General features: G+C 68.4%; 18 protein-coding genes. 9 read left to right on the top strand and 9 right to left on the bottom strand.

Going from position 1 to position 24,150, the window contains the following annotated elements; all coding sequences use genetic code 11:
* The first annotated feature begins 43 nt into the window (after positions 1–43).
* From LYSCAS_RS09930 to LYSCAS_RS09950, 5 genes are all read left to right on the top strand, one after another.
* Positions 44–415, top strand: coding sequence for a PaaI family thioesterase (locus tag LYSCAS_RS09930; protein WP_213433892.1), 372 nt, complete (start codon positions 44–46; stop codon positions 413–415).
* Between the two features lie 59 nt (positions 416–474).
* Complete coding sequence (locus tag LYSCAS_RS09935) at positions 475–1,824, top strand: hypothetical protein (RefSeq protein ID WP_213433893.1); 1,350 nt, start codon at positions 475–477, stop codon at positions 1,822–1,824.
* Positions 1,825–1,829: 5 nt separating this feature from the next.
* The gene (locus tag LYSCAS_RS09940) at positions 1,830–3,191 is read left to right on the top strand and encodes a hypothetical protein (RefSeq protein WP_213433894.1); all 1,362 of its coding nucleotides are present in this window, start codon (positions 1,830–1,832) and stop codon (positions 3,189–3,191) included.
* A 22-nt stretch (positions 3,192–3,213) separates the two neighbouring features.
* Positions 3,214–3,528, top strand: coding sequence for a hypothetical protein (locus tag LYSCAS_RS09945; protein ID WP_213433895.1), 315 nt, complete (start codon positions 3,214–3,216; stop codon positions 3,526–3,528).
* A gap of 84 nt (positions 3,529–3,612) precedes the next feature.
* On the top strand, positions 3,613–4,047 hold the full coding sequence (locus LYSCAS_RS09950; protein WP_213433896.1) for a hypothetical protein: 435 nt from the start codon (positions 3,613–3,615) through the stop codon (positions 4,045–4,047).
* 57 nt (positions 4,048–4,104) lie between these two features.
* Here the strand turns inward: LYSCAS_RS09950 and LYSCAS_RS09955 are convergent, their stop codons facing one another.
* Positions 4,105–5,793, bottom strand: coding sequence for a peptide MFS transporter (locus LYSCAS_RS09955; RefSeq protein ID WP_213437762.1), 1,689 nt, complete (start codon positions 5,791–5,793; stop codon positions 4,105–4,107).
* 206 nt (positions 5,794–5,999) lie between these two features.
* Between LYSCAS_RS09955 and LYSCAS_RS09960 the strand changes: the two genes are divergently transcribed.
* A complete protein-coding gene (locus LYSCAS_RS09960) occupies positions 6,000–8,000 on the top strand; it encodes an OPT family oligopeptide transporter (RefSeq protein WP_213433897.1) in 2,001 nt (666 codons plus the stop codon).
* Positions 8,001–8,034: 34 nt separating this feature from the next.
* Positions 8,035–10,110 carry a S9 family peptidase gene (locus LYSCAS_RS09965; RefSeq protein WP_213433898.1) on the top strand — a complete coding sequence of 692 codons (2,076 nt, stop codon included), beginning with the start codon at positions 8,035–8,037 and terminating at the stop codon, positions 10,108–10,110.
* Between the two features lie 13 nt (positions 10,111–10,123).
* Here LYSCAS_RS09965 and LYSCAS_RS09970 read toward each other — a convergent pair whose 3' ends face one another.
* Both LYSCAS_RS09970 and LYSCAS_RS09975 read right to left on the bottom strand, forming a co-directional pair.
* Positions 10,124–10,717: a glycoside hydrolase family 25 protein gene (locus tag LYSCAS_RS09970; RefSeq protein ID WP_213433899.1), complete on the bottom strand. Its 594-nt coding sequence runs from the start codon at positions 10,715–10,717 to the stop codon at positions 10,124–10,126.
* On the bottom strand, positions 10,714–11,712 hold the full coding sequence (locus LYSCAS_RS09975; RefSeq protein ID WP_213433900.1) for a lipase family protein: 999 nt from the start codon (positions 11,710–11,712) through the stop codon (positions 10,714–10,716). The genes LYSCAS_RS09970 and LYSCAS_RS09975 overlap by 4 nt, the downstream gene beginning before the upstream one ends.
* Positions 11,713–12,031: 319 nt before the next feature.
* On the opposite strand from LYSCAS_RS09975, the gene LYSCAS_RS09980 reads away from it, so the two are divergent.
* A complete protein-coding gene (locus LYSCAS_RS09980) occupies positions 12,032–14,710 on the top strand; it encodes an autotransporter family protein (RefSeq protein WP_213433901.1) in 2,679 nt (892 codons plus the stop codon).
* 49 nt (positions 14,711–14,759) lie between these two features.
* On the opposite strand, the gene LYSCAS_RS09985 is transcribed toward LYSCAS_RS09980, so the two are convergent.
* The 4 genes from LYSCAS_RS09985 to LYSCAS_RS10000 all read right to left on the bottom strand — a co-directional run bounded on the left by LYSCAS_RS09985 (position 14,760) and on the right by LYSCAS_RS10000 (position 21,459).
* Positions 14,760–15,149: a YgiW/YdeI family stress tolerance OB fold protein gene (locus LYSCAS_RS09985; protein ID WP_213433902.1), complete on the bottom strand. Its 390-nt coding sequence runs from the start codon at positions 15,147–15,149 to the stop codon at positions 14,760–14,762.
* 164 nt (positions 15,150–15,313) lie between these two features.
* Positions 15,314–17,212 carry a S8 family peptidase gene (locus LYSCAS_RS09990; RefSeq protein WP_213433903.1) on the bottom strand — a complete coding sequence of 633 codons (1,899 nt, stop codon included), beginning with the start codon at positions 17,210–17,212 and terminating at the stop codon, positions 15,314–15,316.
* A gap of 74 nt (positions 17,213–17,286) precedes the next feature.
* On the bottom strand, positions 17,287–20,226 hold the full coding sequence (locus LYSCAS_RS09995) for a YadA-like family protein (RefSeq protein ID WP_213433904.1): 2,940 nt from the start codon (positions 20,224–20,226) through the stop codon (positions 17,287–17,289).
* Between the two features lie 333 nt (positions 20,227–20,559).
* On the bottom strand, positions 20,560–21,459 hold the full coding sequence (locus tag LYSCAS_RS10000) for a hypothetical protein (protein WP_213433905.1): 900 nt from the start codon (positions 21,457–21,459) through the stop codon (positions 20,560–20,562).
* Positions 21,460–21,681: 222 nt separating this feature from the next.
* Here LYSCAS_RS10000 and LYSCAS_RS10005 point away from each other — a divergent pair, with 222 nt between their 5' ends.
* Entirely contained in the window at positions 21,682–21,873 is a 192-nt protein-coding gene (locus tag LYSCAS_RS10005) for a hypothetical protein (RefSeq protein WP_213433906.1), read from the top strand.
* A gap of 19 nt (positions 21,874–21,892) precedes the next feature.
* Here LYSCAS_RS10005 and LYSCAS_RS10010 read toward each other — a convergent pair whose 3' ends face one another.
* Entirely contained in the window at positions 21,893–22,093 is a 201-nt protein-coding gene (locus LYSCAS_RS10010) for a YbdD/YjiX family protein (protein ID WP_244858501.1), read from the bottom strand.
* The gene (locus LYSCAS_RS10015; protein ID WP_213433908.1) at positions 22,080–24,137 is read right to left on the bottom strand and encodes a carbon starvation CstA family protein; all 2,058 of its coding nucleotides are present in this window, start codon (positions 24,135–24,137) and stop codon (positions 22,080–22,082) included. Before LYSCAS_RS10015 ends, LYSCAS_RS10010 begins: the two co-directional genes overlap by 14 nt.
* Positions 24,138–24,150: the final 13 nt, after the last annotated feature.

Consider the following 24,150-nt stretch of genomic DNA (forward strand, 5'->3'; position numbering starts at 1 on the left):
TTGGCACCAGAAAGTCGTCGACTGCTTCGAAGCCCAGGGCCTGATGACGACGCTGGGCGCGAGGCTCGCGTCCGTTGCGGAAGGCGAGGTGCACATCTCGCTGCCTTCCCGCCCGGAGATCTGCCAGCAGAACGGCTACGTCCACGCGGGTGCGCTCACCACCATCCTGGACAGCGCGTGCGGCTTCGCCGCGCTGAGCGTGGCGCCGGACGACTGCGACGTATTGACCGTTGAATTCAAGGTCAACCTCCTGCGACCTGCGCTCGCGGACCATTTCGTCGCCATCGGCAAGGTCAGGAAGGCCGGCAGGATGCTGACGGTGTGCACCGCTGAAATCCTGGCGACGCAAGACGGGAAAGACGTCTCCATCGCCCTCATGCAGGCCACGATCGCCAATCTTTCGAAGACCCGGTAGGCGCAAGCGCCGGTCGTCTTGGGTAAGCTCGCGTCGTTCGATGTTCGGGGGAGAACACGATGCATCGTTTCGGGCAGGGCGTTGCGTGGGCGCTGGGGAGCTGCGCGGTCGCCGTCGTCGTGGCGTATCTCGCCGTCGTGGCGATCAACTGGTTCGACGAGCCGCCGTCGGCCGATGCGCAGGCGCTTGCACGCATCACGGGCGACCGGCCGATCATTCCCGACCAAAGCAACGCTTACATCCTGTTCCTCGGCCTGTCGGCGCCGTTGCAGGAAGACCCCTTCATCCGCGGCCAGGAACGCAATCGCTTCCTGACGCGGGTCCAGCCGTGGAAAGCGGGGGACGCTCCGGTCTATTTGCCCGGACGGGAAGTGCAATACAAAGGGTCACGCACGCCGGCGATCGCGGCCATCGCGGAGGCCTGCGGGAAGTTCGACACGGACAGCGCGGAATGCGTGCGCCTGGTGCATGCGGACCCGGCGCAGGTCGCGCAGTGGCTGGATTCGGAATCGTGGTTGCTGGCGCGCTACGAGGACCTCGTGGCGCTGCGCCAGTGGCGCGAACGCGTGCCGAACGACATGGCGGCGCCCATGCCGTCCTTCCTCGTCGCCCGGGATGGGCAACTGTTGTTGCTCATGCAGTCCTGGCAGCACGCACGCGCAGGGCAGGGCGATGCCGCGCGCGCCCTGTTGCAGGACGACCTCGCGTTCTGGCGCATGGTGCTGCAATCGAGCGACACGCTGATCACCAAGATGATCGCCACGGGTGCCGTCGAACGGAACCTCGCGCTGGGCAACCTGGCGCTGCGCGATCTGCACGCTGCCGGCAAACCCGCCGCGCCGCCCGATGCGTGGCAGACGCCCCTCAGCCTGGCGGAGCGTTCCATGCAGCGCCCGTTCGCGGGTGAGTTCCGCTTCCAGTCCGGATCGCTGCAGCCCATCGCGGACGCGTTCGGCACCGATCGCCTGAGCGATTGGTTCAAGCGCCCGATGCTGAAGGTGCAGGCAACGAACAACCTGTCCGCAGCGCGGTTCCGTGCGGCGGGCCTGCGGTTCGACGCCGACTATCCCGCGTTGCCGGCCGCGGCCAACATGCAGGCACCGACCGGGCGGTGCGACGGCCTCTACAACTTCGTCGGGTGCGTGCTGTACGGCATCGGCGCCGCGAGCGACGACGCGCAGTACGCATTGCGCGTGGCCGACCTCGAAGGCGAGCGCCGCGCGACGTTGCTGGCGGCGGAGCTGCGTGCCGCCGGTGCGGACGCAACGGACCTTGCGCAACGTGTGCAGGCTTCGCCGCTGAAGAACCCGTACACCGGCCAACCGTTCGAATGGGATGCGGCGAACAAGCGCATCGTGTTCACCGGGATGGCGAAGGGAACGCATGCGCGCCATGCGGTGCCGCTGTGATGCCGATGCCACGCGCAGTGCGGGTGATCGCGTGGATCGTGGCGGGTCTCCTGCTGCTGGTCGTCGCGTTGTACGGCGTGATGGTGGCGATCAACTGGAACGACGAGCCGCCGTCGGTGGCGTCGCAGGAACTGGTCCGTGCCGTCCGCGATCGGCCGGCGGTGCCGGACCAGGACAATGCGTTCGTCTTCATGCTCGGGATGGGGGCGCCGCCCGGCGCGGATCCGGTCGCCATGGGGCGGACGCGCATGGCGTTCCTGCGGAACATGGCGGCCTGGAATCCGCATGCACCGCCGTTCGACTTCCCGGGCAAGGAAGTCAACGTCAAGGAACGCAGGTCGCCGGCGATCACCGCGATGGCCGAAGCGTGCTTCGACGGCAGCGCTGCGTGCGTTCAACAGTGGCAACGGCATCCCGAACGGGTCGACCAGTGGCTTGCTTCGGAGTCGTGGTTGCTCGAGCGTTACCTTCGGCTCATCCAGTTCCACCAATGGCGCGAAGAGATCCCGCGCGACATGGGCACGCCGTTCGTCCGTTACCAGCACGCGATCAACGGGCAGCAACTGCTCCTCGCGAACGCCTGGACGCTCGCGCGCGACGGCAAGGGCGATGCCGCGCGTGCGCTGCTCGATCAGGACCTGGCGTTCTGGCGCATGTTGCTGCGATCGTCGGATACGACGCTGGCGAAGATCATCTCGAGCGCCGCGATCCGGCATCATTTCGCGCTGGGCAACCTGGTGCTTCGCGAACTGCACGCTCGCGGCCAGCCCGCCGCGCCGCCTGACGGCTGGCGCACGCCGCTGACGCGCGAGGAGCGATCGATGCGCCGCGTGCTGGCGGGCGAAGCGACCTTCATCGCTGCATCGCTCGGTCCGTCGCTGCAAGACGGCGACGTTCCCGGCGGGCGCGTCGGCCGGTGGATCCTGCAACCGATGTACAAGCCGCAGGCGACGCGCAATCTCTACGCCGCCCGCACGATGCGCATGGCCAGTCGCATGGACGCGGACTATCGCGCGCTGCCGCAAGCGTTGCGCGACGCGGCGGCGTCGGCGCCGCAGCACGGCGAGGACGTCTACCGCGCCTACAACCCGCTCGGCTACGTCCTGTTCCGCATCACCACCGAGACCGACCCGATGCGGTACGCCGTTCGCGTGAGCGATGTGGAGGGCGAGCGTCGCGCCGCGATGCTGGCGGTGGAACTGCGCGCTGCCAACGCGACACCGGCGGATGCCGCGCGTCGCATCCGGGCCTCCGCGCTGAAGGACCCGTACACCGGGGAGCCCATGGTGTGGGACGCCGCGACGCAAAGCGTCGTGTTCAAGGGGATGGATCCGGACACGCGTGCAAGGCACGCGATCCTGCTCTGATGTCGAGCCACGGGAGCGCGCCATGATCGAGGCTTTCGAATCCTTGTCGCTTGCCGCCACGACGGCCATCGTCGCGGTGACGTCCTTGTTGCTCCTGCTCGCGATCGCATCCCTGTTGCGGTGTCGGTGGTTGTGGGTGGCGGCGGTGGTCGTCCCGCTCGCCGTCGCGTATGTCGCCTATTGGGCGCCGGTATGGTTCGGGGGACGGGATCCGTCCGCGTATTCGGCCTGGGAATCCCTCTTCATGGTGGCGTGGGGCGGCGTCGGCATGCTGGCGTGCCTGTTGCTGGCGATCTTCCTTCGCCAGCGGCGCGCACGAAGCAATCCGGCTCGATAGCCGTCGGGTGAAGGCGGCCTTTACGCGCCCCGGTCGGGTTAGGCGTATATCGTCGTTTCCCATCCCCGCACACGGAGTGCCGCCATGAACCGTCTGCTTTCCCTCGCCGGCCTGACCCTGGTCCTGGCGTCCCCCGCCGCGTTCGCGAAGGGCAAGGTCGATTGCAACCTGCGTTTCAACATGAGCGGCTGGTCGGTGCTGTACAAGACCGCCTCCGGCAGCGGCACGATCACCTGCGACAACGGCCAGAAGATGAATGTCACCGTCAGCGCGAAGGGCGGCGGCCTGAGCGTGGGCAAGCAGAAGATCGAAGGCGGCACCGGCGATTTCAGCGGCGTCAGCGACATCAAGGAAACGCTGGGCAGCTACGCCTCTGCCGAGGCGCACGCGGGCGCGGCGAAATCCGGTACCGCGCAGGTCATGGTGAAGGGCGACACGGAGCTCAAGCTCGCCGGCGCCGGCAAGGGCTGGGACGTCGGCATCACCTTCGGCAAGTTCACGATCGCGAAGGCGAAGTAATCGTCGCAACGCTTCACGCGTGCACACACGGGAAAGCCCGCAGCGATGCGGGCTTTTTCATTTGACCCCGTGCATCCACCGTTTCAGGAACACGAACGTCAGCAACAGGAACGCGCCCGCCGACACGAGGCCGATGATCCACATCAGCTCGAACAGGTGCGCGTACTTGGCCGCCGCGGCAACGGCATCGATCGCGCCGCTTTCCGGGATGTCGATCGACGCCAGCTTCCCGAACTGCGCCGCCAGCACTTCCGAATATGCCGTCGCCAGCCAGAAGCCGCCCATCATCAGGCCGACGACCTGCGCGACCGACAGCTGCGTCACCGCTGAAAGACCGATCGGCGACAGGCACATCTCGCCGATTTCCAGCAGCAGGTAAGCCAGCACCAGCCACCACACGCTTGCCATCGCGCCGGTCGCGGCGACGTGCTGCGTGGCCTGCAGCAACGGCAGGAACGCCAGCGCCGCGAACAACAACCCGAACACGCTCTTCAGCGGCTTGCTCGGATTCATGCCGCGCTTCTCCAGCCATGGCCACAGCCACGCGAAGAAGGGCGAGAGGATCACGACGAAGAACGAACCAAGGAACGTGAGCGAACCCGCCGTCTGCGGCACCAGGATCACGTCGCGGAAACACGCCACCGCCATCGCGAGCGCCAGCACGATCACCGCGGTGGTCGCCAGCGCGTGGTTGCCGCGGTCGCTCGCCTTCAACGCGATCACGATGCCGATCGGCGTGCCCGCCATCAGGTACACCGACCACGGCACCGTGCCGCTGGCGTCGCTGACCATCGACGGGAACATGTCCTTCGTCATCAGGCGATCGGTGAAGGTGAGCCACGACCCGTAGGTCTGCTCGTACAAGGTGAAGAACACCAGCACCGCCAGGATGATCACGATCAGCGCGAACATCTGCTGGCGCTGCACGCGATCGCAGCGCGCCACCAGGTACCAGGCGAACCACGCGAGGAACACCGCGGCCACCACGTGCATCGCGTTTTCCACCGTGGCCGTGCGCTGGATCAGCTGCCACACCACCGCCACGCCCGCGAACGACCCCAGGTAGATCCACCACTCGCGTGGCAACCCACCCACGCGTTCGCGCAACGCGACCGGATCGCGCGGCTCCGCGTGGCCATGCAGGTACTTCTGTCCCCACAGGAACATCGCCAGGCCCGCCACCATGCCGATGCCCGCTGCGCCGAACCCGTACTTCCACCCGTAGGTCTCGCCGAGGAACGCGCAGATCAAGCCGGCGAACAACCCGCCAACGTTGATGCCCGCATAGAACAAGGTGAATCCGGAATCGCGCCGCGGATCATCGTCCGCGTACAGCTTGCCGACGATGGTGGAGATGTTCGGCTTCAAAAAGCCTACGCCCATGATGATCAGCGCGAGCGAGAGGTAGAACACCTGCAGCGCGCCTTCGTCGCGCACGACCACGCCGTTCACCAGTCGGGCGTCCTGGCCTTCGAACGCCATGCCGAAATGCCCGAGGCACAACAGCACGCCGCCGAGCACCACGGCCTTGCGCATCCCGAGCCAGCGATCCGCCAGCAGGCCGCCGATCACGGGCACCGCGTACACGAGCCCGCCGTATGCGCCGATCAATTCGTAGCCCGCGTCGTCGTTGAAGCGGTGGTGCTTCAGCAAATAGAGCAGCAGCAACGCCTTCATCCCGTAGAAGGAGAAGCGCTCCCACATCTCGGTGAAGAAGCAGACGAACACCCCCTTCGGGTGCCCCATGAAGTCCTCGCTGCGCGGGATGTCGGTGAAGGCGGTGACTGCGGACACGCGAGGCGACTCCGTGGGCGGCGTGGCCGGAGCATACCCTCGGCGCCCGCAAAGCCCCGCCCCGGCTGGACTTGGGGCCGGCCCCCGGCGTAGGGTTGGCCGCGCTTTTCGAACCAACCTGCGGACCGTGCGTCCGCGTCCTGCGAGGATCACGCCCCGTGTCCCAACCCGCCACGCCCGGCCTCGCGCCGCGCAACGAATTCACCCTGCGCGCCCTGGTCCTGGGCGTCGTCATCACCCTGGCGTTCACCGCCGCCAACGTGTTCTTCGGCCTGAAGGCGGGCCTGACGTTCGCCACGTCCATCCCGGCGGCCGTGATTTCGATGGCGCTGCTGCGCAACTTCAAGGGCGCGACCATCCAGGAAAACAACATCGTGCAGACGGTGGCCTCGGCCGCCGGCACCTTGTCGTCGATCATCTTCGTGCTGCCGGGCCTGGTGATCATCGGCTGGTGGACGGGCTTCCCGTACTGGGCCTCGTTCGCCATCTGCGCGCTCGGCGGCATCCTGGGCGTGATGTATTCGATCCCGCTGCGCCGCGCGCTGGTCACCAACTCCGACCTGCCGTATCCCGAAGGCGTGGCATGCGCGGAAGTGCTCAAGGTCGGCAGCCCCGGTGCGGAAGGCACCAAGCACGGCGCCGAGGAAAGCCGCGCCGGCTTGCTGGCGGTGGTGTGGGGCGCGGTGGTCGCGTCGGCGTTCGCGCTGATCGTGGCGACGCGCGTGTTCGCCAGCGACGTGAAGAGTTACTTCAAGGTCGGCGAGAACGGCGTGTCCGGGTTCGACTTCGCGCTGTCGATGGCGTTGTTCGCGGTGGGCCACCTCGTCGGGCTGTGGGTGGGCCTGGCGATGCTGCTCGGCGCGCTGATCGGCTGGGTGTGGGGCGTGCCGCATTTCTCCGCGCTCGTGCCCGGCACCGGCGGCCTGGAAGACATCGCGGGCGCGACGTGGAGCGCGAAGGTGCGCTTCGTCGGCGCGGGCACCATCGGTGTCGCGGCCATCTGGACACTCGGTAAGCTCGTGAAGCCGGTGGTCAGCGGCCTGGCCTCGGCGATGCACGCCAGCCGCGTGCGCGCCGCCGGCAACCTCGCCACGCTGCCGCGCACCGAACACGACATCCCGATCACCGTGGTCGGCATGATCATGGCCGCGTGCTTCGTGCCGATCGCCTTCCTGCTGGTGCACTTCAGCAACGAGACCGGACTGGGATCGGTCACGCCGGCGCTCGTCATCGGCGGCCTGCTCTACATCGTGGTCATGAGCTTCCTGGTCTCCACCGTGTGCGGCTACATGGCGGGCCTGATCGGGTCGTCCAACTCGCCGCTGTCCGGCATCGGCATCCTGGTGGTGATCGGTGCGGCGCTGCTGCTGGTGTACGGCATCAAGCCGATGCTGGAACCGGGGCACGAGAAGGGACTCGTCGCATTCGCGCTGTTCGTCACCGCGGTGGTGTTCACCGTGGCCGCGATCGCGAACAACAACCTGCAGGACCTCAAGACCGGCCAGCTCGTCGACGCCACGCCATCCGCGCAGCAGTGGGCGCTGATCGTCGGCGTGATCGCGGGCTCGGCGGTGATCCCGCCGGTGCTGTCGATCGTCAACAAGGCCTACGGCTTCACCGGCGCGCCGGGCGTGGATCCCGCGCATGCGCTCGCCGCGCCGCAGGCCGGCCTGATCTCCGCGCTCGCGCAGGGCGTGATCGAAAACAACATCGACTGGTCGCTGATCGGCATCGGTGCGGCGATCGGCGTGGCGTTGATCATCATCGACGCGGTGCTGCGCCATACGACGAAGTCCGCGCACCTGGCGCCGCTCGCCGTGGGCCTGGGCATCTACCTGCCGACGTCGGCCACGCTGATGGTGGTGGTGGGTGCGGTGATCGGGGCGATCTACGACAAGCGCGCCGAACGCAGCCCGCGCCCGGAAGCCACCAAGCAACTCGGCGTGCTGCTGGCCTCCGGCATGATCGTCGGCGAAGGCCTGGTGGGCGTGCTGATCGCGGCCATCGTGGCGTTCTCCGGTTCCAACTATCCGTTGGGCCTGGTGGGCGACGACTTCGCCGCCAACTATTCGCTGTGGATCGGTGGCGTCGCGTTCGTCGCCGCCGTGTTCCTTTTGTATCGCTGGATCGAACGCATGAGCCGCAAGGTCATTGCCTGATCCGCCGCATTCCTTTCCTGATCGGAATTCCACCATGACGCTTCGTCCCGCACTCCTCGCGCTCGCCCTCGCGGCGGCGCTTCCGTCCGTCGCCCATGCAGAACGCGGCTTCGAAGTCCGCGACCTCGCGAAACTCGATCGCGTGTCCTCGCCGGTGCTTTCGCCGGACGGCCGCAAGGTCGTGTTCGCCAAGCGCGTCGTCGACTTCGATGCCAACAAGTCGGCCACCTCGCTGTGGATCGAAGACCTGATGGCGCGCGATGCCGCACCGCCCGTGCGCCTCACGCCGGAAGGCTGGAGCGTCAACTCGCCGGACTTCGCGTCCGACGGCAGCCGCGTGTACTTCCTCAGCGCGAAGTCGGGCTCGATGCAGCTCTACGCGATCCCCACCGCGGGCGGCGCGCCCGTGCAGCTGACCGACATCGCCGGCGATGTCGGCGGTTTCAAGGTGTCGCCCGACGGCAAGCGTGTCGCGCTGGCGGTGGAAGCGTTCGCCGACTGCAAGTCGGATTTCGCGTGCACGCAGAAGCGTTCGAAGGACGCCGAGGCGAAGAAGGCCTCGGGCAAGGTGTTCGACCGCGTCTTCATCCGCCACTGGGATGCATGGAACGAAGGCAAGCTGAACCGCGTGTTCGTCGCGCCGCTGGGCGATGGCAAGGCGAAGATTTCCACCGCCACGCTGGTCGGCGGCGACGTGATCGGCGACGTGCCGTCGCGTCCGTTCGGCGACACCGGCGAATTCGCGTGGTCGCCCGACGGCAAGTCGCTCGTGCTGTCGGCGCGCAAGTCCGATGGCCAGGAACCGTGGTCGACCAACTTCGACCTGTACCTCGTGCAGGCCGACGGCAAGGGCGCTGCGAAGAACCTCACCGCCGCCAACAAGGCGTGGGACACCGGCCCGGTGTTCTCGAAGGACGGCAAGACGCTGTTCTATCGCGCGATGAAGCGCCCGGGCTTCGAAGCCGACCGCTTCGCGCTGATGGCGATGGACATGGCCTCGGGCAAGACGCGCGAGATCGATCCGAAGTGGGACGCCTCGGCCAACGGCATCGCGCTGTCGGATGACGGCAAGACGATCTACACGACGGCGGAGGAACTCGGCCAGGCGCCGCTGTTCGCCGTCAACGTGGACAACGGCGAAGTGACTACGCTGGTGAAGGACGGCACGGTGTCGTCGTTCGCGATGGCCGGCCCCACGCTGGTGTACACGCGCAACACGATCCAGACCGGCGACCAGTTGTTCGCCGCGCAGCCCGATGGCAGCACGCCGCGTGCGATCACGCAGAGCGCGGGCGAGATGGTGAAGGACGTGAAGTTCGGCGAAGCGCAGCAGTTCAAGTTCGTCGGCTGGAACAACGACACCGTGTACGGCTACGTCGTGAAGCCGTGGAATTACCAGCCGGGCAAGAAGTACCCGGTGGCGTTCCTGATCCACGGCGGCCCGCAGGGCAGCTTCGGCAACGGCTGGAGCTATCGCTGGAATCCGCAGACGTACGCGGGCCAGGGCTACGCGGTGGTCATGATCGACTTCCACGGCTCCACCGGTTACGGCCAGGCGTTCACCGACGCGATCAGCCAGCATTGGGGCGATCGTCCGCTCGAAGACCTGCAGAAGGGTTGGGCCGCCGCGCAGAAGCAGTTCGACTTCCTCGACGGCGACAAGGCGTGCGCGCTCGGCGCGTCGTACGGCGGCTTCATGGTCAACTGGATCGCCGGCAACTGGAACACGCCGTGGAAGTGCCTGGTCACGCACGACGGCGTGTTCGACCAGCGCATGATGGGTTACGCGACCGAAGAGCTGTGGTTCTCCGAATGGGAGAACGGCGGCACCGTGTTCGACAACCCGCAAGGCTACGAGCGCTTCAACCCGGTCAACCACGTCAAGGACTGGAAGGTGCCGATGCTCGTCGTGCACGGGCAGCAGGACTTCCGCATCCCGGTGGAGCAGGGCATCGGTGCGTTCACCGCCGCGCAGCGCAAGGGCGTGCCGTCGAAGTTCCTCTACTTCCCCGACGAGAACCACTGGGTGCTCAAGCCGCAGAACAGCGTGCTGTGGCACGACACGGTGAACGCGTGGCTGAAGCAGTACATCGGCGAAGGGTCGAAGTAACCGCGCGGATGGATCAAAGCGCCGGCCAGCGTTCGCGCAGGTCGGCGTCGCTGCCCGCGTAGCGATTGCGGTCGCAGCGTGCGACGCCCGGGATGTCCCGGGCGTCGTCGGTGAATTGCCACAGCGTCCAGCGGTCCCAGCCCGGCGGCACGATGGCGGACTCGCTGTATTGCGCGAGCCACAGGGCGCAGCGTTGCAGGACGGGATCCGCTTTGCCCGCGAGGCAACTCTTGAGATACGCACCGCCGTAGAGCATCGGCAGGCGGCCCGTCGCGCTTTCGATGCCCTGGATGAACGCGCGCGCCTGTGCGAGCGACATGCCGGCGCCACTTTCGAAATCCAGGCACATCACCTCCACGTCGGCAGGCGATGCGACCTGCAGGTAATGCGCGACCTGCAACGCGGGCGCATCGGCGGTGCCGAAGTGGTACGACCCCCACCGCAAGCCTGCGCGCAGCGCATCGCTGCGGTACTGCGCGTACATCGGATCAACGCCCATCGCGCCCTGCGTGGCCTTGCCGATCGCGGCGACGATGCCGCTGCCTGCGACACGCGCGAAATCCACCGGAGCCTGCCAGTGCGAGAGATCGATGAGGTTGTCGGTCATGGCAGCAACGTCCGGTGTGGGGGCACGGGAACGAGGCAGTCGCGCGGTTGCTGGCTGTCGGCGAGGCGCGCCTGCCAGGCCGCGAGCGGCATGCGCGCGAAGTCGAGCAACGCGGCATAGCTCACCGCGTGGTGGTTGCAGCCCGGCGTGTCGCGCAGGTGCACGCGCAGGCGTGTTGGATCCAGCGGCGTGATGTTGGCCAACGGCTTGAATCCATCGGGGCCGAGGTCCGGCGGCAAGTGCGGCACGAGGTCGCGCACGTTGTCGTATGCGCGATGGTCGGTGACGGCACGTGCATAGGCGGCCGCGAACGCCGCATCGCCCGGGCGCGCGGAGGCGAAGAAGCGGCCGGCGACGCGATTGGTGGTGGCGTCGTGCACCAGGTCGAGCGTGAGATAGGTGCCCAGCACCGCCCCCGCGCTGTGGCCGACGACGGTGACGGGCGCTTCGCCGATGTGGTTGCGCAAGGCTTCGGCCGCGCGGGTGGGTTGCGCGTCGCCGGTGCGCGGCACGAACGCCAGGGATTCGTACAAGTCCAGGAATCCGCCGGGCACCTTGCCGCTGTCGGGCCACGGCCCGGCGCGATGCGGGAAGAACGCATCGATTTCCCATTCGTCCGTACCGACGGTGCCGCGCAGCAGGACGGCGTAGGCCGCGTTGCCATGCGCATCGTCGGTACGCGCGAGCACGCCATGCATCGTGGGGATGGGTGCTTTCGACGCATCGTGCAGCGGCGGGCGATCGTTGCCGACGAGATGGCCCTCGACGCGCCACTGCGCGGGCAGCGACTTCCAGTGCGGGAACGCGGGTTGCAGGTTGCGCGGCGCTGCGGCGTAGGCATCGCCGACGTCTGCCACCATCAGGATCCAGTCGGCCGCGATGCGGCGCTCGGCGTGGGACGGGGTTTCGCGTGATGCGGTGCAGGCGGTGGTGGAAAGCAGCAGCGTCGAACAGATCGCGAGCGCGATGTGCAGCGACGGACGAAAACGTGCCATGGCCGGGTCCTCGGAAGGGCGGCCAGCTTGGGGATCGTGTCGTGGGTCGGTGTAGCGAGTGTTCTTCGATCACGCGTCGATTGCTCCGCCCGGCGCGCTTCGGATTCGAAGCGCAAGGCATGACGATTCGTGCAATGGCGGCGTTGGCCCGCGGGGCAGATGCAATCGTGCGTCCGTAGACAAAACGCGTCGCGCGTCTGCGCGGAAAATTCTCACTACTCCCGGGCGCGTGCAGGCCGCAGGCTACGCCGCGTGGCCGTTCCGCGATCGATGGGCTGCAACGCGCAGCACCGGCGCACGCATTTCCAGGGAGCATTCGATGGCATTTCGTTCTTTCGCGCGACAGCCGCTGGCGCAAGCCGTGGGCGTCGCGATGGTGGCATTGTGGATGGCGCCGCAGGTGGCGGCGCAGTCGCTGAACGTCAGCGACGGTTTGACGCACACGGCCAGCGGTACCTACGACACGGGAAGCACGCCGCTCGGACATGCGTTGTCTGCGCAGAATGCAGGATCGCGTATCGAGGGCACGTCGGTTGTCGTGAGGACCGCGGGCAATAACGCCATGGGGATGATGACGTTCAACGGCGGCACGATCGACATGACCGGCGTCGACGTCGCGACGTCGGGAAGTACGGCATTCGGTGTCTACGTGGACACGAACGGTGGCTCCGTCGTCCTGCGCAACAGCACCATCGTGACTACTGGCAGCAACGCAGGGGGGCTGATTGCCGCGAACACCACGGCGGGGTCTCTCGCCATCTCGGCCACGGATACCAGCATCCGCACGACGGGTGTCAACGCTTACGGCGCGACGTCCCTCGACGGGATCCTCGCGTTGACGCGCGGATCCGTCACCACCGATGCGGCGGTTGCGCTCATGGCGGCGTCCGACGACGGACGAATCAACGCAACCGATGTCGCCATCCGCGCCAACGGCAATGATGTGGTGCAGGCCCTCACCGCCGGCGTCATCACCCTGCGCGGCGGCACGGTAGATGCAACCTCCGCCGCCGGACGCGGACTTGTCGCGCAGGATGCCGGCAGCGTCATCAACGTCAGCAACGGCACGCGCATCACGACGATCGGCGGCACCGGGGCCGACGTGAGCACCGGTGGTTCGATCACGTTCGATGGCGCTTCCGTGCAGGCCACCGGCGCAGGCGCTGCCGCCGTCGGCGTCACCGATGCGGGATCGATGTTCCAGGCCACCGGTGCCTCCATCACGTCCGCGCAAAGCACCGGCGTGCGGTTGACCAACGGTGGTTCGGCGACGCTCATCGATACCACCGTCACCGGCGGCGACAACGCGGTGAGTTTCAAGTCGGCGGCCGGCAGCAGCGCGCTCACCGTGTCGGGCGGAAGCCTGCAATCCGCGGGATCCGCGATCATCGCCAGGTCCGGCACGCATTCGCTCACCGTGTCGAACGGCGCGCAACTGCAGGCCGACGACAACACGCTCGTCGAAGTGGCGGGTGGGGCGGGCCTCGCGACGGTGTTCGACGGCGTCGATCTCGTGGGCGCGCTGACCGCGGCGCCGACCGGCGTGCTCGACCTCACGCTGCGGAACAACGCGATCCTCAACGGCACGATCTCGAACGGCGCCACGACCACCATGGACACCGGGTCGAACTGGACGCTTTCCGGCGATTCGGACGTGCAATCTCTGAACCTCGCGGGCACCGTCGGGTTCGCCGAACCCGGCGGCGGCGTGTTCAAGACCCTCACCGTCCATGGCGACTACGCCGGCAATGGCGGCACGCTCGCGCTCAACACGCATCTTGCCGCAGACGACGCGGGCACCGATCGCCTCGTCGTCGAAGGCAACACGCGCGGGACCACGCACGTGCAAGTCACCAACGCCGGTGGCGCGGGCATGCAGACCAACGCGGACGGGATCCAGGTGGTGCGGGTCGACGGTGCGTCCGATGGCACGTTCGCGCTGGCCAGCCGTGCGGTCGGCGGCGCGTACGAGTATTCGCTCCACCAGGGCGGCATCGCGGATCCGAACGACGGCGACTGGTACCTGCGTTCGGCGCTCGCGCAGGAAACGCCGGTCGATCCGGGCACGCCGATCACGCCCGTCTATCGCCCCGAGACCGGCGCGTACCTCGCCAACCAGGCGATGGCGACGGCGATGTTCGTGCACCGCCACGACGATCGCGGCCGCCTGCGCCACGAGGACACCCTGGATCGCAACGCATGGGTGCGCGTGACGCGCGGCCAGTTCAGCGCTACCGCGGGCGCGGGCCAGGTCGACATCGGCGCCGAACATCGCGGGCTCGAGATCGGCAGCACGCTGCATGCGTGGGAGACGGCGATGGGCGCGGTCACGGTGGGCGCCACGCTCAACCGGGCCGAGGCCGACACGCGCGATGTGTCGTTGCCCACGCTGTACCGCGCGAATGGCGAAGTCCGCGGCAAGGCGGCGGCGCTGTTCGGCACGTGGGTGCAGGATGCGTCCGAGCGCGGCGGATTGTCCGTCGATGCGTGGGTGCAGCGCGCGACGTACGAACACACGGTGCAGGGCGAGGGCCTGGTGCAGGAGTCATACGACGCGCGTGCGTGGTCGGCGTCGCTGGAAGGCGGCTATGCCTTTCCGATCCATGCGCGCGACGGCCTCGCGCTCTACCTGCAACCGCAACTGCAGTTGATCAACACCGACTACGACGCGAAAACGCACGTCGAGGCGAACGGGACCGTCGTCGCACCGCACGGCGACGGCGGCCTGACCACCCGCCTCGGCGTGCGCCTCTACGGCATCGTCAAGGAAGTGCAGCCCTTCGCCGAGTTCAACGCGTGGCACAACGACACCGGCAACGCGATCCGCTTCGATGGGCAGGCGGTGGACCTCGCGCTGGATCCGGTGATGTACGAAGGCAACGCCGGGTTGACGGTGGATTTCGGCAAGGGCTGGGCCGGGTGGGGCAGCCTGGGCCTGCAGTTCGCGGATGCGACGCGCACGTATCAGGGGCAGCTTGGGATGAAGTACCGCTGGTGATCCCGCACGACCCCGCTTCGTCGCGAAGCGGGGTCGATCGCGTTGACGATCAACGCAGCACGCGGATCTTCTCCACTTCGAATTCCGTGCCCAGCACGTCCTTGTCCACTTCCACCACCAGTTCGACGCGCTGGTCGGCGGCGATCGGTTGTCCGGCGGGGAAGCGGTTGCCTGCGATCTCCACGGTCACGCGCCCGCTGCTGTCCGCGAACGTGTATTCGTGGCCGCCGTCGTGGGACACGATGTTGCCTTGCAGGCGCGCGTACTGGTCGTCGCGTCCTTCGGCCACCAGTTGCGCGGCGGTCATCGTCGGGATCGAACTCGGACCCTGGTAGCCCGTGCCGGCGGCGGCTTCCTGCGCGGGACCGGTGTACTGGGCGAAGGTGGTGGCGGACAACAGCAGCGATCCGGACAGGCTGGCAACGACGAAGCGTTTCATGCGGTGTCTCCGGCAATGGGCATTGGGCCCGGGACACATGGTCTATGCCTGTTGCCTTCGGTAAGCACGCCGGAAAGTCACCGTCCATGGTCGGAACGCTCCCGATCCACGCCTGCACAATCGCAGCCGTGGCCCCGCTCCCGTGCGAAGCGGGGCCATCGGTGCTACTGCACCGTCGCCTGGAAATGCATCGCGTGGTAGGCGCGCGTCGGCGACAGCAGCACGTGGTACTCGCCCGCTTGCGACGGCTGCACGACGATTTGCGCGTTGTTGCCCGGGCGAACCGACGCGTGATCGTGGTCGCCCGCCGCCGTGCCCGCAGGACTCCCGAACCTGACGTACATGTCGCCGTCCCCGGTGCCGCCGAACGTTCGCAACGTCACGCGGCTCGCACCCGCCGGCACGTCGATGACGAAGGCGTGCGCCTGCCCGGGCAATGCGACGAGGTTCGACACCAGTTGCCCGCTGGACACGCGCACCGGTTGCGGTGGCGGGATCACGCCGGCGATCACCGCGGAGACCGCCGCCCCTGCATCCGCGATGCCCGCGCCGATGCGCTGGTCCGGCGTGGCCGGGAATGCGCGCGCGGTGCCGACCAGGTAGCGCTCCACGATGTCGGGCGCGAGGTGTTCGCTCGCCGCGCCCTGCATCAACGCCGCGATGCCGGCCACGTGTGGTGCGGCCATCGACGTGCCGGCCATCCCGGCGTAGTCCGCCGTCGCGGGCACGGTCTTGCCGGTGTTCCACGTCGACCAGATGAACCCGTGCGGCATCCACAAGGCGCCGCTGCTGCCATCGTTGACGTAGCGGCCGCCGCCGGGCGCGGCGACGTCCACGGGCGCGCCGAAGTTGGAGTAATGCGCGCGCTTGCCCGTCAACCCGTTGGAGGCGACGGTCACCACGCCCTTGCAGTTGGCAGGCGTCGCCCCCGCGGCATCCACGTTGCTGTTGCCGGCCGCGACCACGATCGTGCTGCCACGCGCGCGTGCCCCGTCGATCGCCGACTGCAGGTACGCCGGGCAACTTCCGCCGCCGCCGAGGCTCATGTTGATGACATGCGCGGGCGTCGCATTGGCGGGCACGCCATCGACCGCGCCGCCGGAGGCCCAGGTGATGGCATCCGCGATGTCCGCGAGCGGACCGCCGCAATGCCCGAGCACGCGCACCGGCAATAGTTTTGCATCGCCTGCCACGCCCGCAATGCCGACCTTGTTGTTCGTGACCGCGGCGATCGTGCCCGCCACGTGCGTGCCGTGCCAGCTGCTGTCGCGCGCAGGGCAGCCTGCGGTCGACCACGGCGGCCCGTGCGTCCAGTCACCGGGATCCCATCCGCCGGGTTGGCGATCGGCGGTTTCGCGTCCCGAAAAGAACGGATCGCTCAGGAAGTCGTACCCCGCGCCATCGACCACGTTGCCGTCGAGGTCCGGATGCGCGGTGATGCCGGTGTCGAGCACGGCGACCACGATGCCGTTGCCGCGCGCGCCCTGCGCCCATGCACCGGGCGCGGCAATGCCGCCCTTCGGGTCGTACAGGTCGGACTGGAGGTGCGTGTACGTGACGCCTGAGCGTTCGATGGGGCCGCTGTACCACGGGTCGTTCGGTTCGTCCGTGCGTTGCGCGATGCGCTCGGCTTCGGCGTATTCCACGGACGGATCCTTCGCGATCTCGCGTGCGATGGCTTCGGCGTCGCCGCGCGCGAGCGGGAGCGAGAACCGCACCACATCGGCGCCGACGGCCAGGCGCGTGATCGGCGCGATGCCGACGAAGCCTGCGTTGGCCGGCACGATTGCATCGCGCGCGACCACGCGCGTCGTCGTGCGCAAAGCGTGGGCGGACAGGTCGGCGATGCGCTGCGTCGCGACCGTGCGCTGGCGCTGCTCGGGCGTGCCGTCGCGGAACTTCACGATGATGCGCTGGCTGGCCGGGCCTTCGGTAGTGGTGGCCAGCGGCACGACGTACAGCGGCGAAGCAGTCTGCGCGTGCGCGTCGACGGGCGAAGCCAGCAGGGTTGCGAGCGTCGCCACGCACGGCAACGCACCGCGGGGGAAGCGGATGGAGGTCATGCAGGATTCCTCGTGGAAGCCGCGGGTGCGGCGAAAAAAGACGCGCGGCCGGGACCCGCCCGCGCAGGGGAAAGTCACCAGCCGAAGCCGACGCCGACGCCGAGCGAGTGCTCGCCGCCTTCGGAGAACGCACCGCCTAGGCTGAAGGTCGCGCGCTCGCTCAACGCGCGCTGGAAGCCCACGGCCATCGACGCTTCGCCATGCGCGCCGCCCACACCGATGCCCAGGCGGTTGTCGGTGCGCAGGCCCGCGGTGTTGATCGCCATCTGCGTCATCGCCGCGCTCATCGCGCCTTGCCGGTCGATGCGGCGGTCCTGGTCGATGAATCGCGCGTCCACGCGGGTCTCGAACGCATCGAGCTGGCCCTGCAACGCCTGCATCTGGAGGTCGGCATACGCGGTGGCCTGCTGGACGCTCTGCTGTGCGGCGGTGTCGGCGTAGCGGTTGGCCGTGGCGACGACGGCCTCGGTCTGCGCCACGTCGTGCCCGGTGGCGGGGCGCGATGGCGCCGCGCTTTCCTGCATCGGCGCCGATGCGTTGAACGTGGATTCCAGCATCGCCACGCGCTGGTGCAAGGCGTCGAGTTGGGCCACGCCGCTGTCGAACGCGGCCGCGCGCACACCGAAGGCATTTACATGCTGGCGCAGCTGCGCCAGGTTCACCGCGTCGGTGTCCTGCGTGCCGGCGGCCACGTGCGTGAGCTGGCGTTCCGCGCCCGCGCTGCCGAAGGACACGGTGTTGGCGCGCATCGCACTCGATTGCGCGCCGATGGCCACGCTGTTGAGCGCGAGCGCCTGCGCATTGGCGCCGAAGGCGAGGGCGTTGGTCGCCGCGGACGTGGCGTTGGGGCCGAAGGCGACGGTGTTGGTCGCCACCGCCTGGCTGTTCGCGCCGATGGCGATCGCGTTCGTGTGCGTGGTTTCGGCGCGTGCGCCGATCGCGATGCCGCCGGTCGAAGCGCTGTGCGCGGCATGGCCGATCGCTACCGACTCGGCACCGGCCGCGTGCGCATTCGCGCCGGCCGCGATTGCGGAGATGCCCGCAGCGCTCGCATCGTCGCTGCGGTCGCGCTTGCCGTGCGCGGCGAAGTAGCGATTCGCATCGCCGTCGGCGACCGTGCCGATCGCCGCGTTGAGCTGGTCGACGTTCACCGCGTCCGTGCCTTCCGCGCCCGCCGCGACGTTCACCAGTTGCCGTGCGCGCATCGCGTGCGCCACGTTGCCGCGATCCGTCCACGCCTGCGCGGCGCCGATGGACACGGTGTTGGCGCGGTCCGCCAGCGAGCCTTCGCTCAGCGCGACGCTGTGCGCCGCCTGTGCCGCGCTGCCGGTCCCGATCGCGCTGGCGCGCTCGCCGCTGGCGTTCGCCCATGCGCCGAGCGCCAACGCGCGCTCCGGCATCGCGAGGCTCCGATAGCCCGCAACGGTGCTCGCGATCCCCGAAGCCCGCGCTTCCGCGCCGAACGCCGACGCGCGCAACGCGTCGGCCGTGCTGTAGATGCCGACGGCGGCGGCCTGCGTGCCGGCGCGTGCATCGTTGCCCACCGCGACGCTGCGCTCGCCGGCGACCGTCCAGTTGCCCAATGCCGTGCCTTGCACGTTCGCGTAACTGCGATGGCCCGTCGCGGTGGCATTCGCATCGGCGAACGAATACGACCCCACCGCCACGCTGTCGCCCGCTGAATCGCTGTCGAAGCCGATCGCCGTGGCGTTCAGCGAACGCGCGTACGCCGCGCCGCCGATCGCGGTGCTGCGCCAGCCGTACGAGAACGCGCCCGTGCCGACCGCCGTGGCCTGCACGCCCTTCGCTTCGCTCCATGCACCGAAGGCCGCGGCCCCGTTGCCGGTGGCGAAGCTGTCGGCGCCGAAGGCCATGTTCAAGTCGCCGACGGCGCGGGCGCGCACGCCGAACGCAGCGGTATCCGCGCCCTCGGTGAAGGCGAACGCGCCATGCGATACGGCGTTGCGCCCCATCGCCTGCGCCTGGTAACCGGTGGCCACGCTGTCGTCGCCGAACGCGACGCTGCCGGCGCCCTGCGCGATCGCACGTTGTCCGATCGCGGCCGCGTTGTTGCCGGTGGCGAGACTGTCTTCGCCGTCGGCGAATGCGTTGCTGCCCAGCGCGACGCTGCGATCCCCGACCGCGAGCGCGTAGCCGCCGACGGCGGTGCTGTCGTCGCCCTGCGCGAGCGAAGACGCACCGGCCGCGACGCTGTCGCGCCCGACCACCAGCGCATCGTCGCTGCCGTCGTCGTTGCCGGACGCCTTGAAGTAGCGCGGCGTCGCGGCGACCGGCATCACGCCGGCCAGCGCGGCTTCGAGTTGCTGCACGTTCACCGCATCGGTGGGCGCAGTGCCGGCGGCGACCTGCGTGAGCTGGCGCAGTCCGAACGCGACCGAGCGTGCGCGGTCGGTCTGCGTCCACTGGCCCAGCGCGATGGCGTCATCGTGCGCGGCGAAGGCGCTCGGCCCGATGGCGATCGATGACACGCCCGTCGCATACGCGGTACCGCCGAGCGCGATCGAGAAATCCCCGAGCGCGTGCGCCGAAACGCCTCCCGCGAACGCATGGCGTCCGAGTGCAACCGATTCGAACCCTGCCGCGATGGCGTACTGGCCGGTGGCCAGCGAACGCGCCCCTGCGGCGACCGCATGCGGTCCGGTGGCGCGTGCATCCTGCGTGCCGTCTTCCAGGCCGTCCGCGTCGAACAGGCGCGAGGACACGCCGACGGGCGTGGCGGGCGTCGTCGCGGGTGTCGCGGGCGTGGACGCAGGGGCGACCGGTGCCTCGTCGGAGGACAGCAGGTGCAAGCCGAGCAACGCGGCGACGGGTGCCCCGATGCGCGCGTCGAACCACGATGCGCCCGCGACCGGGAGCGCGTTGTCGCAGTCCTGCGTCGCATCGCCGAAGGGACCGTCGCACTCGGTCGTGGGCGCCGGTTCGAGCGCGTAGGCCGGCGATGCGAGCAGCAGCGCGCAGAACGTGGACAGGGCGGTGGGGGTGCGTGGCGTCATCGTGCGTCCTCATGCGTGGCCGGGAAAATCCGATCGCAGTGGAGGCAACGGGGCGGGACGCGCGCCAGCGGATGCACGGCGTGGACGAACGAGAGTTTTCTCGTGGACGCGAGGATGTGACGCAGTCGCCGGATTCCATCGGCGCGTGGTCGGCGGTGTTCGGGTTTCTAGTGCAGCGCGTGGAAAGGTCGCGATCTCGCGCTGGTCGGACGCGCGGAGTGCGCTGCTGTTTCGCGCCGAATGCGAGGCGCCTTCGCAAAAAGAACGCCCCGTGTTTCCACGGGGCGTTCCACTCTCGACGCAACAGGGGGAAGCGTCTCGAGGTGCGCGGTGTCAGTACGTGGTCGTGAAGGTGCGCTTGCAGGGCGTCGGGCTGACCACGCCGGCGCCGTTGTTCAGCGCGTCGAGGTAGTCCTTCAGCTGTTCCTGGTAAGCGCGTTCCGGGTGGCCGGACGGCGTGTACGGATCGCTGCCCAGCGAGGCATTGGCCAGCGCCATCAGTTCGTTGACCGTGCCGCCGAACGGCGCGTAGATCGCGTTGCCGCTGACGAACCCGGCTTCGACGTTCAACTGCATCGCCGCCAGGTGCGACGAGAGCTTGTACGCCATGTTGGTCGCATTGCTGTCGAGCAGCCACGTGCGGAACGACGGATAGTCCACCGGGTTGAACCCGACGCCGTTGGCATCGACGAGGTTGAGGCTGCCGAGCAGGTTGAGTTCCGGCAACAGGCTGGCGGGCGAACCATCCAGCATCGTCGCCTGGCCGTTCTTGTTGCTCCAGAAGCCCGGCGTCTTGCCGCCGCTGCCCTTCGTGCAGTAGTTGCCGAAGCTCAGTTGCGTGGTGTGCCCCACGGTGACGACGATGCCGGTCTGCGGATTGATCGGATCGCCGCCCGCGTCGACGGGCTTGGACTGGAACCAGTTGCCTTCGACCGGCACGGCTTCGAACATCGTGTAGTCGGTGCCGGGGATCACGCCGTTGAACTGCGCATAGCCGAACGAATCGGTGAGCAGCGTGGCGATGTCGCCCAGGCTCGCCGAACCCAGCGTCATCGGCCAGTCGCGCAGGCGTGGTTCGGTGGGATCGTGGATGCCGTTCGCGTTCGCGTCGTAGAACTTCTTGACGAGGATGATGCCGCTCGAGCAGATGCAGGCGAAGGCGGTGGAGGCGCTGAGCGCGGTGGCGAGCACCGCCAGCTTGATGGCGCGCCGGCGCGGGATGTTGCGAATCATGGATGCACCTCGTGATGTCCGTTGGTTGCGTTGGGAGTTCGCGAGGAACGCGCCCTGACACGTTGTCGCTGGCCAAGGAAACGGACGAGTTCGGCCAGCTCGGCCATTCGACGACCAACGGTGCATATCGGGGAATTAGCGGCGTTTTCGCGATGTTTTCGCGTTCACGCCGCCTCCACGCCGCGCAGTGGACGTTCTCGCGCAATGCCAGGGGGAACTCGCATGGAAACGCATCACCACGGTCCGAACGACGGCGTGCGCTACCACGGTCCGGAACGTCGCCGCGGCGGCGAGCGCCGCCAGAACCACGATCGCCGCGAAATGATCCGCTTCGAACTGACGAAGGAAGATCGCCGCAGCGGCAAGGATCGCCGGCAGCAGGACGGGTGGGGGAAGCCGCTCTCGCGTTATTGAGTCAGAGGCAGCGCAAGCTTCAACAACACCGCGACCGTCCGCGCCCGTAGCGCGCATGCATGCGCTCGACGCAGAACGCTTCGCGCGTCATCGGCACGTCGCCGGGATGATGCGCGCGCACGTGGGCGACGTAGGCGTCGTAATCCGGCACGCCGATCGCCAGCCGCGCGGTCTGCAGCGCCGCGCGCCAGGCGTCGCGCCATTGCTCAGCGAACCGCATCGAGCGCCACATAGTCGCTCTCCCGCGCCGTCGGCAGGTCCGCGCGCCGCGCCCGCCATGCCGCCCGCGTCGCGAAAACCAGCGTCAGCACCACCACCGCCATCAGCAACGCACACAACGCCGCGTCGATCTGGTTGTTGAGCAGCACGCGCCGCATGTCGTCGAGCGACTTCGCCGGCGCCAGGACTTCGCCGTGCGCGAGGGCGTCGGTGTAACGCCGCACGTTCGACAGGAACCCGATCTTCGGATCGGCATGGAACAGCTTCTGCCACCCGGCGGTGAGCGTGCACGCGAGCAGCCAGGCGGTCGGCAACGCGGCGACCCACAGGTAGCGCTCGCGCTTCATCTTCACCAGCACCGCGCAAACGAAGATCATCGCCAGGCCCGCGAGCATCTGGTTCGCGATGCCGAACAGCGGCCACAAGGTGTTGATGCCGCCGAGCGGATCGACCACGCCCTGGTAGAGGAACCAGCCCCAGCCCGACACCGCGAGCGCGGTGCACACGAGGTTGGCGGTCCAGCTTTCCGTGCGCCGGAACGACGGCACGGCCAGGCCCACCACCTCCTGGATCATGAAGCGCGCCACGCGCGTGCCCGCGTCGAGCGTCGTGAGGATGAACAAGGCTTCGAACAGGATCGCGTAGTGGTACCAGAACGCGAGCATCCCGCCGCCGCCCACGATGCCGTGCAGCAGTTGCGCCATGCCCACGGCCAGCGTGGGCGCGCCGCCGGTGCGCGAGAGGATCGTCGTCTCGCCGATGTCGCGCGCGGTTTGCGCGAGCACGTCGGGCGTGACCACGAAGCCCCATTGCGAAATGGCCTGCGCGGCAGATTCGACCGTCGTGCCGATCGCCGCCGTCGGTGCGTTCATCGCGAAGTACACCGCCGGGTCCAGCACGCACGCCGCCACCAGCGCCATCACCGCGACGCAGGCTTCCATCAGCATGCCGCCGTAGCCGATCACCGGGATCTCGCGTTCGTTCGCGATCATCTTGGGCGTGGTGCCCGAGGCGATCAGCGCGTGGAAGCCGGAGATCGACCCGCACGCGATCGTGATGAACAGGAACGGGAACAGGCTGCCCGCGAACACCGGCCCGCTGCCGTCGATGAAGCGCGTGACCGCCGGCATCTGCAATTGCGGCATCGCGATGAAGATCGCGACCGCCAGCAACGCCACGGTGCCGAGCTTGAGGAACGTGGACAGGTAATCGCGCGGCGCGAGCAGCATCCAGATCGGCAGCACGGCGGCGACGAAGCCGTAGGCGATCAGCATCCACGCCAGCGCCTTGCCGTCGAAGGTGAACAGCGCCGCCCAGGTTGGCGATGCCGCGACGTGGCCGCCCCACCAGATCGACGCGAGCAACAGCACCAGGCCGACGACGGACGCTTCGAGGATGCGGCCCGGCCGCCACCAGCGCAGCCATGCGCCCATCAGGAACGCGATCGGGATCGTCATCGCGACGGTGAAGGTGCCCCACGGACTCACCGCGAGCGCCTTGACGACGACCAGGCCCAGCACTGCGAGCAGGATCACCATGATCGCGAGGATGCCGATCATCGCGGTCACGCCCGCGGCGGCGCCGAGTTCGTTGCGGATCATTTCGCCGAGCGAACGCCCGTCGCGCCGCACGGACAGGAACAACACCAGCATGTCCTGCACCGCGCCCGCGAGCACCACGCCGAACAGGATCCACAACAGTCCGGGCAGGTAGCCCATCTGCGCCGCGAGCACGGGACCGACCAGCGGACCCGCGCCTGCGATGGCCGCGAAGTGGTGCCCGAACAGCACCACCTTCTGCGTCGGCACGTAATCGAGCCCGTCGTTGCGACGCCATGCGGGCGTCGCGCGCGAGGGATCGAGTTGCATCGCGTGGGTGGCGATGTAGCGCGCGTGGAAGCGATAGCCGATGGCGAACACCGAGATCGACGCCGCGATGACCCACATCGCCCCGACGGTTTCGCCGCGCGACAACGCCAGCACGCCCAGGCAACACGCCGCGAACACCGCCACCGCGGCCCAGCCCAGCCCCTTGATCCAGCGCATGCACGAACTCCCC

Origin of the sequence: Noviluteimonas caseinilytica, assembly GCF_018406605.1 — a bacterium.
Taxonomy (GTDB): domain Bacteria; phylum Pseudomonadota; class Gammaproteobacteria; order Xanthomonadales; family Xanthomonadaceae; genus Noviluteimonas; species Noviluteimonas caseinilytica.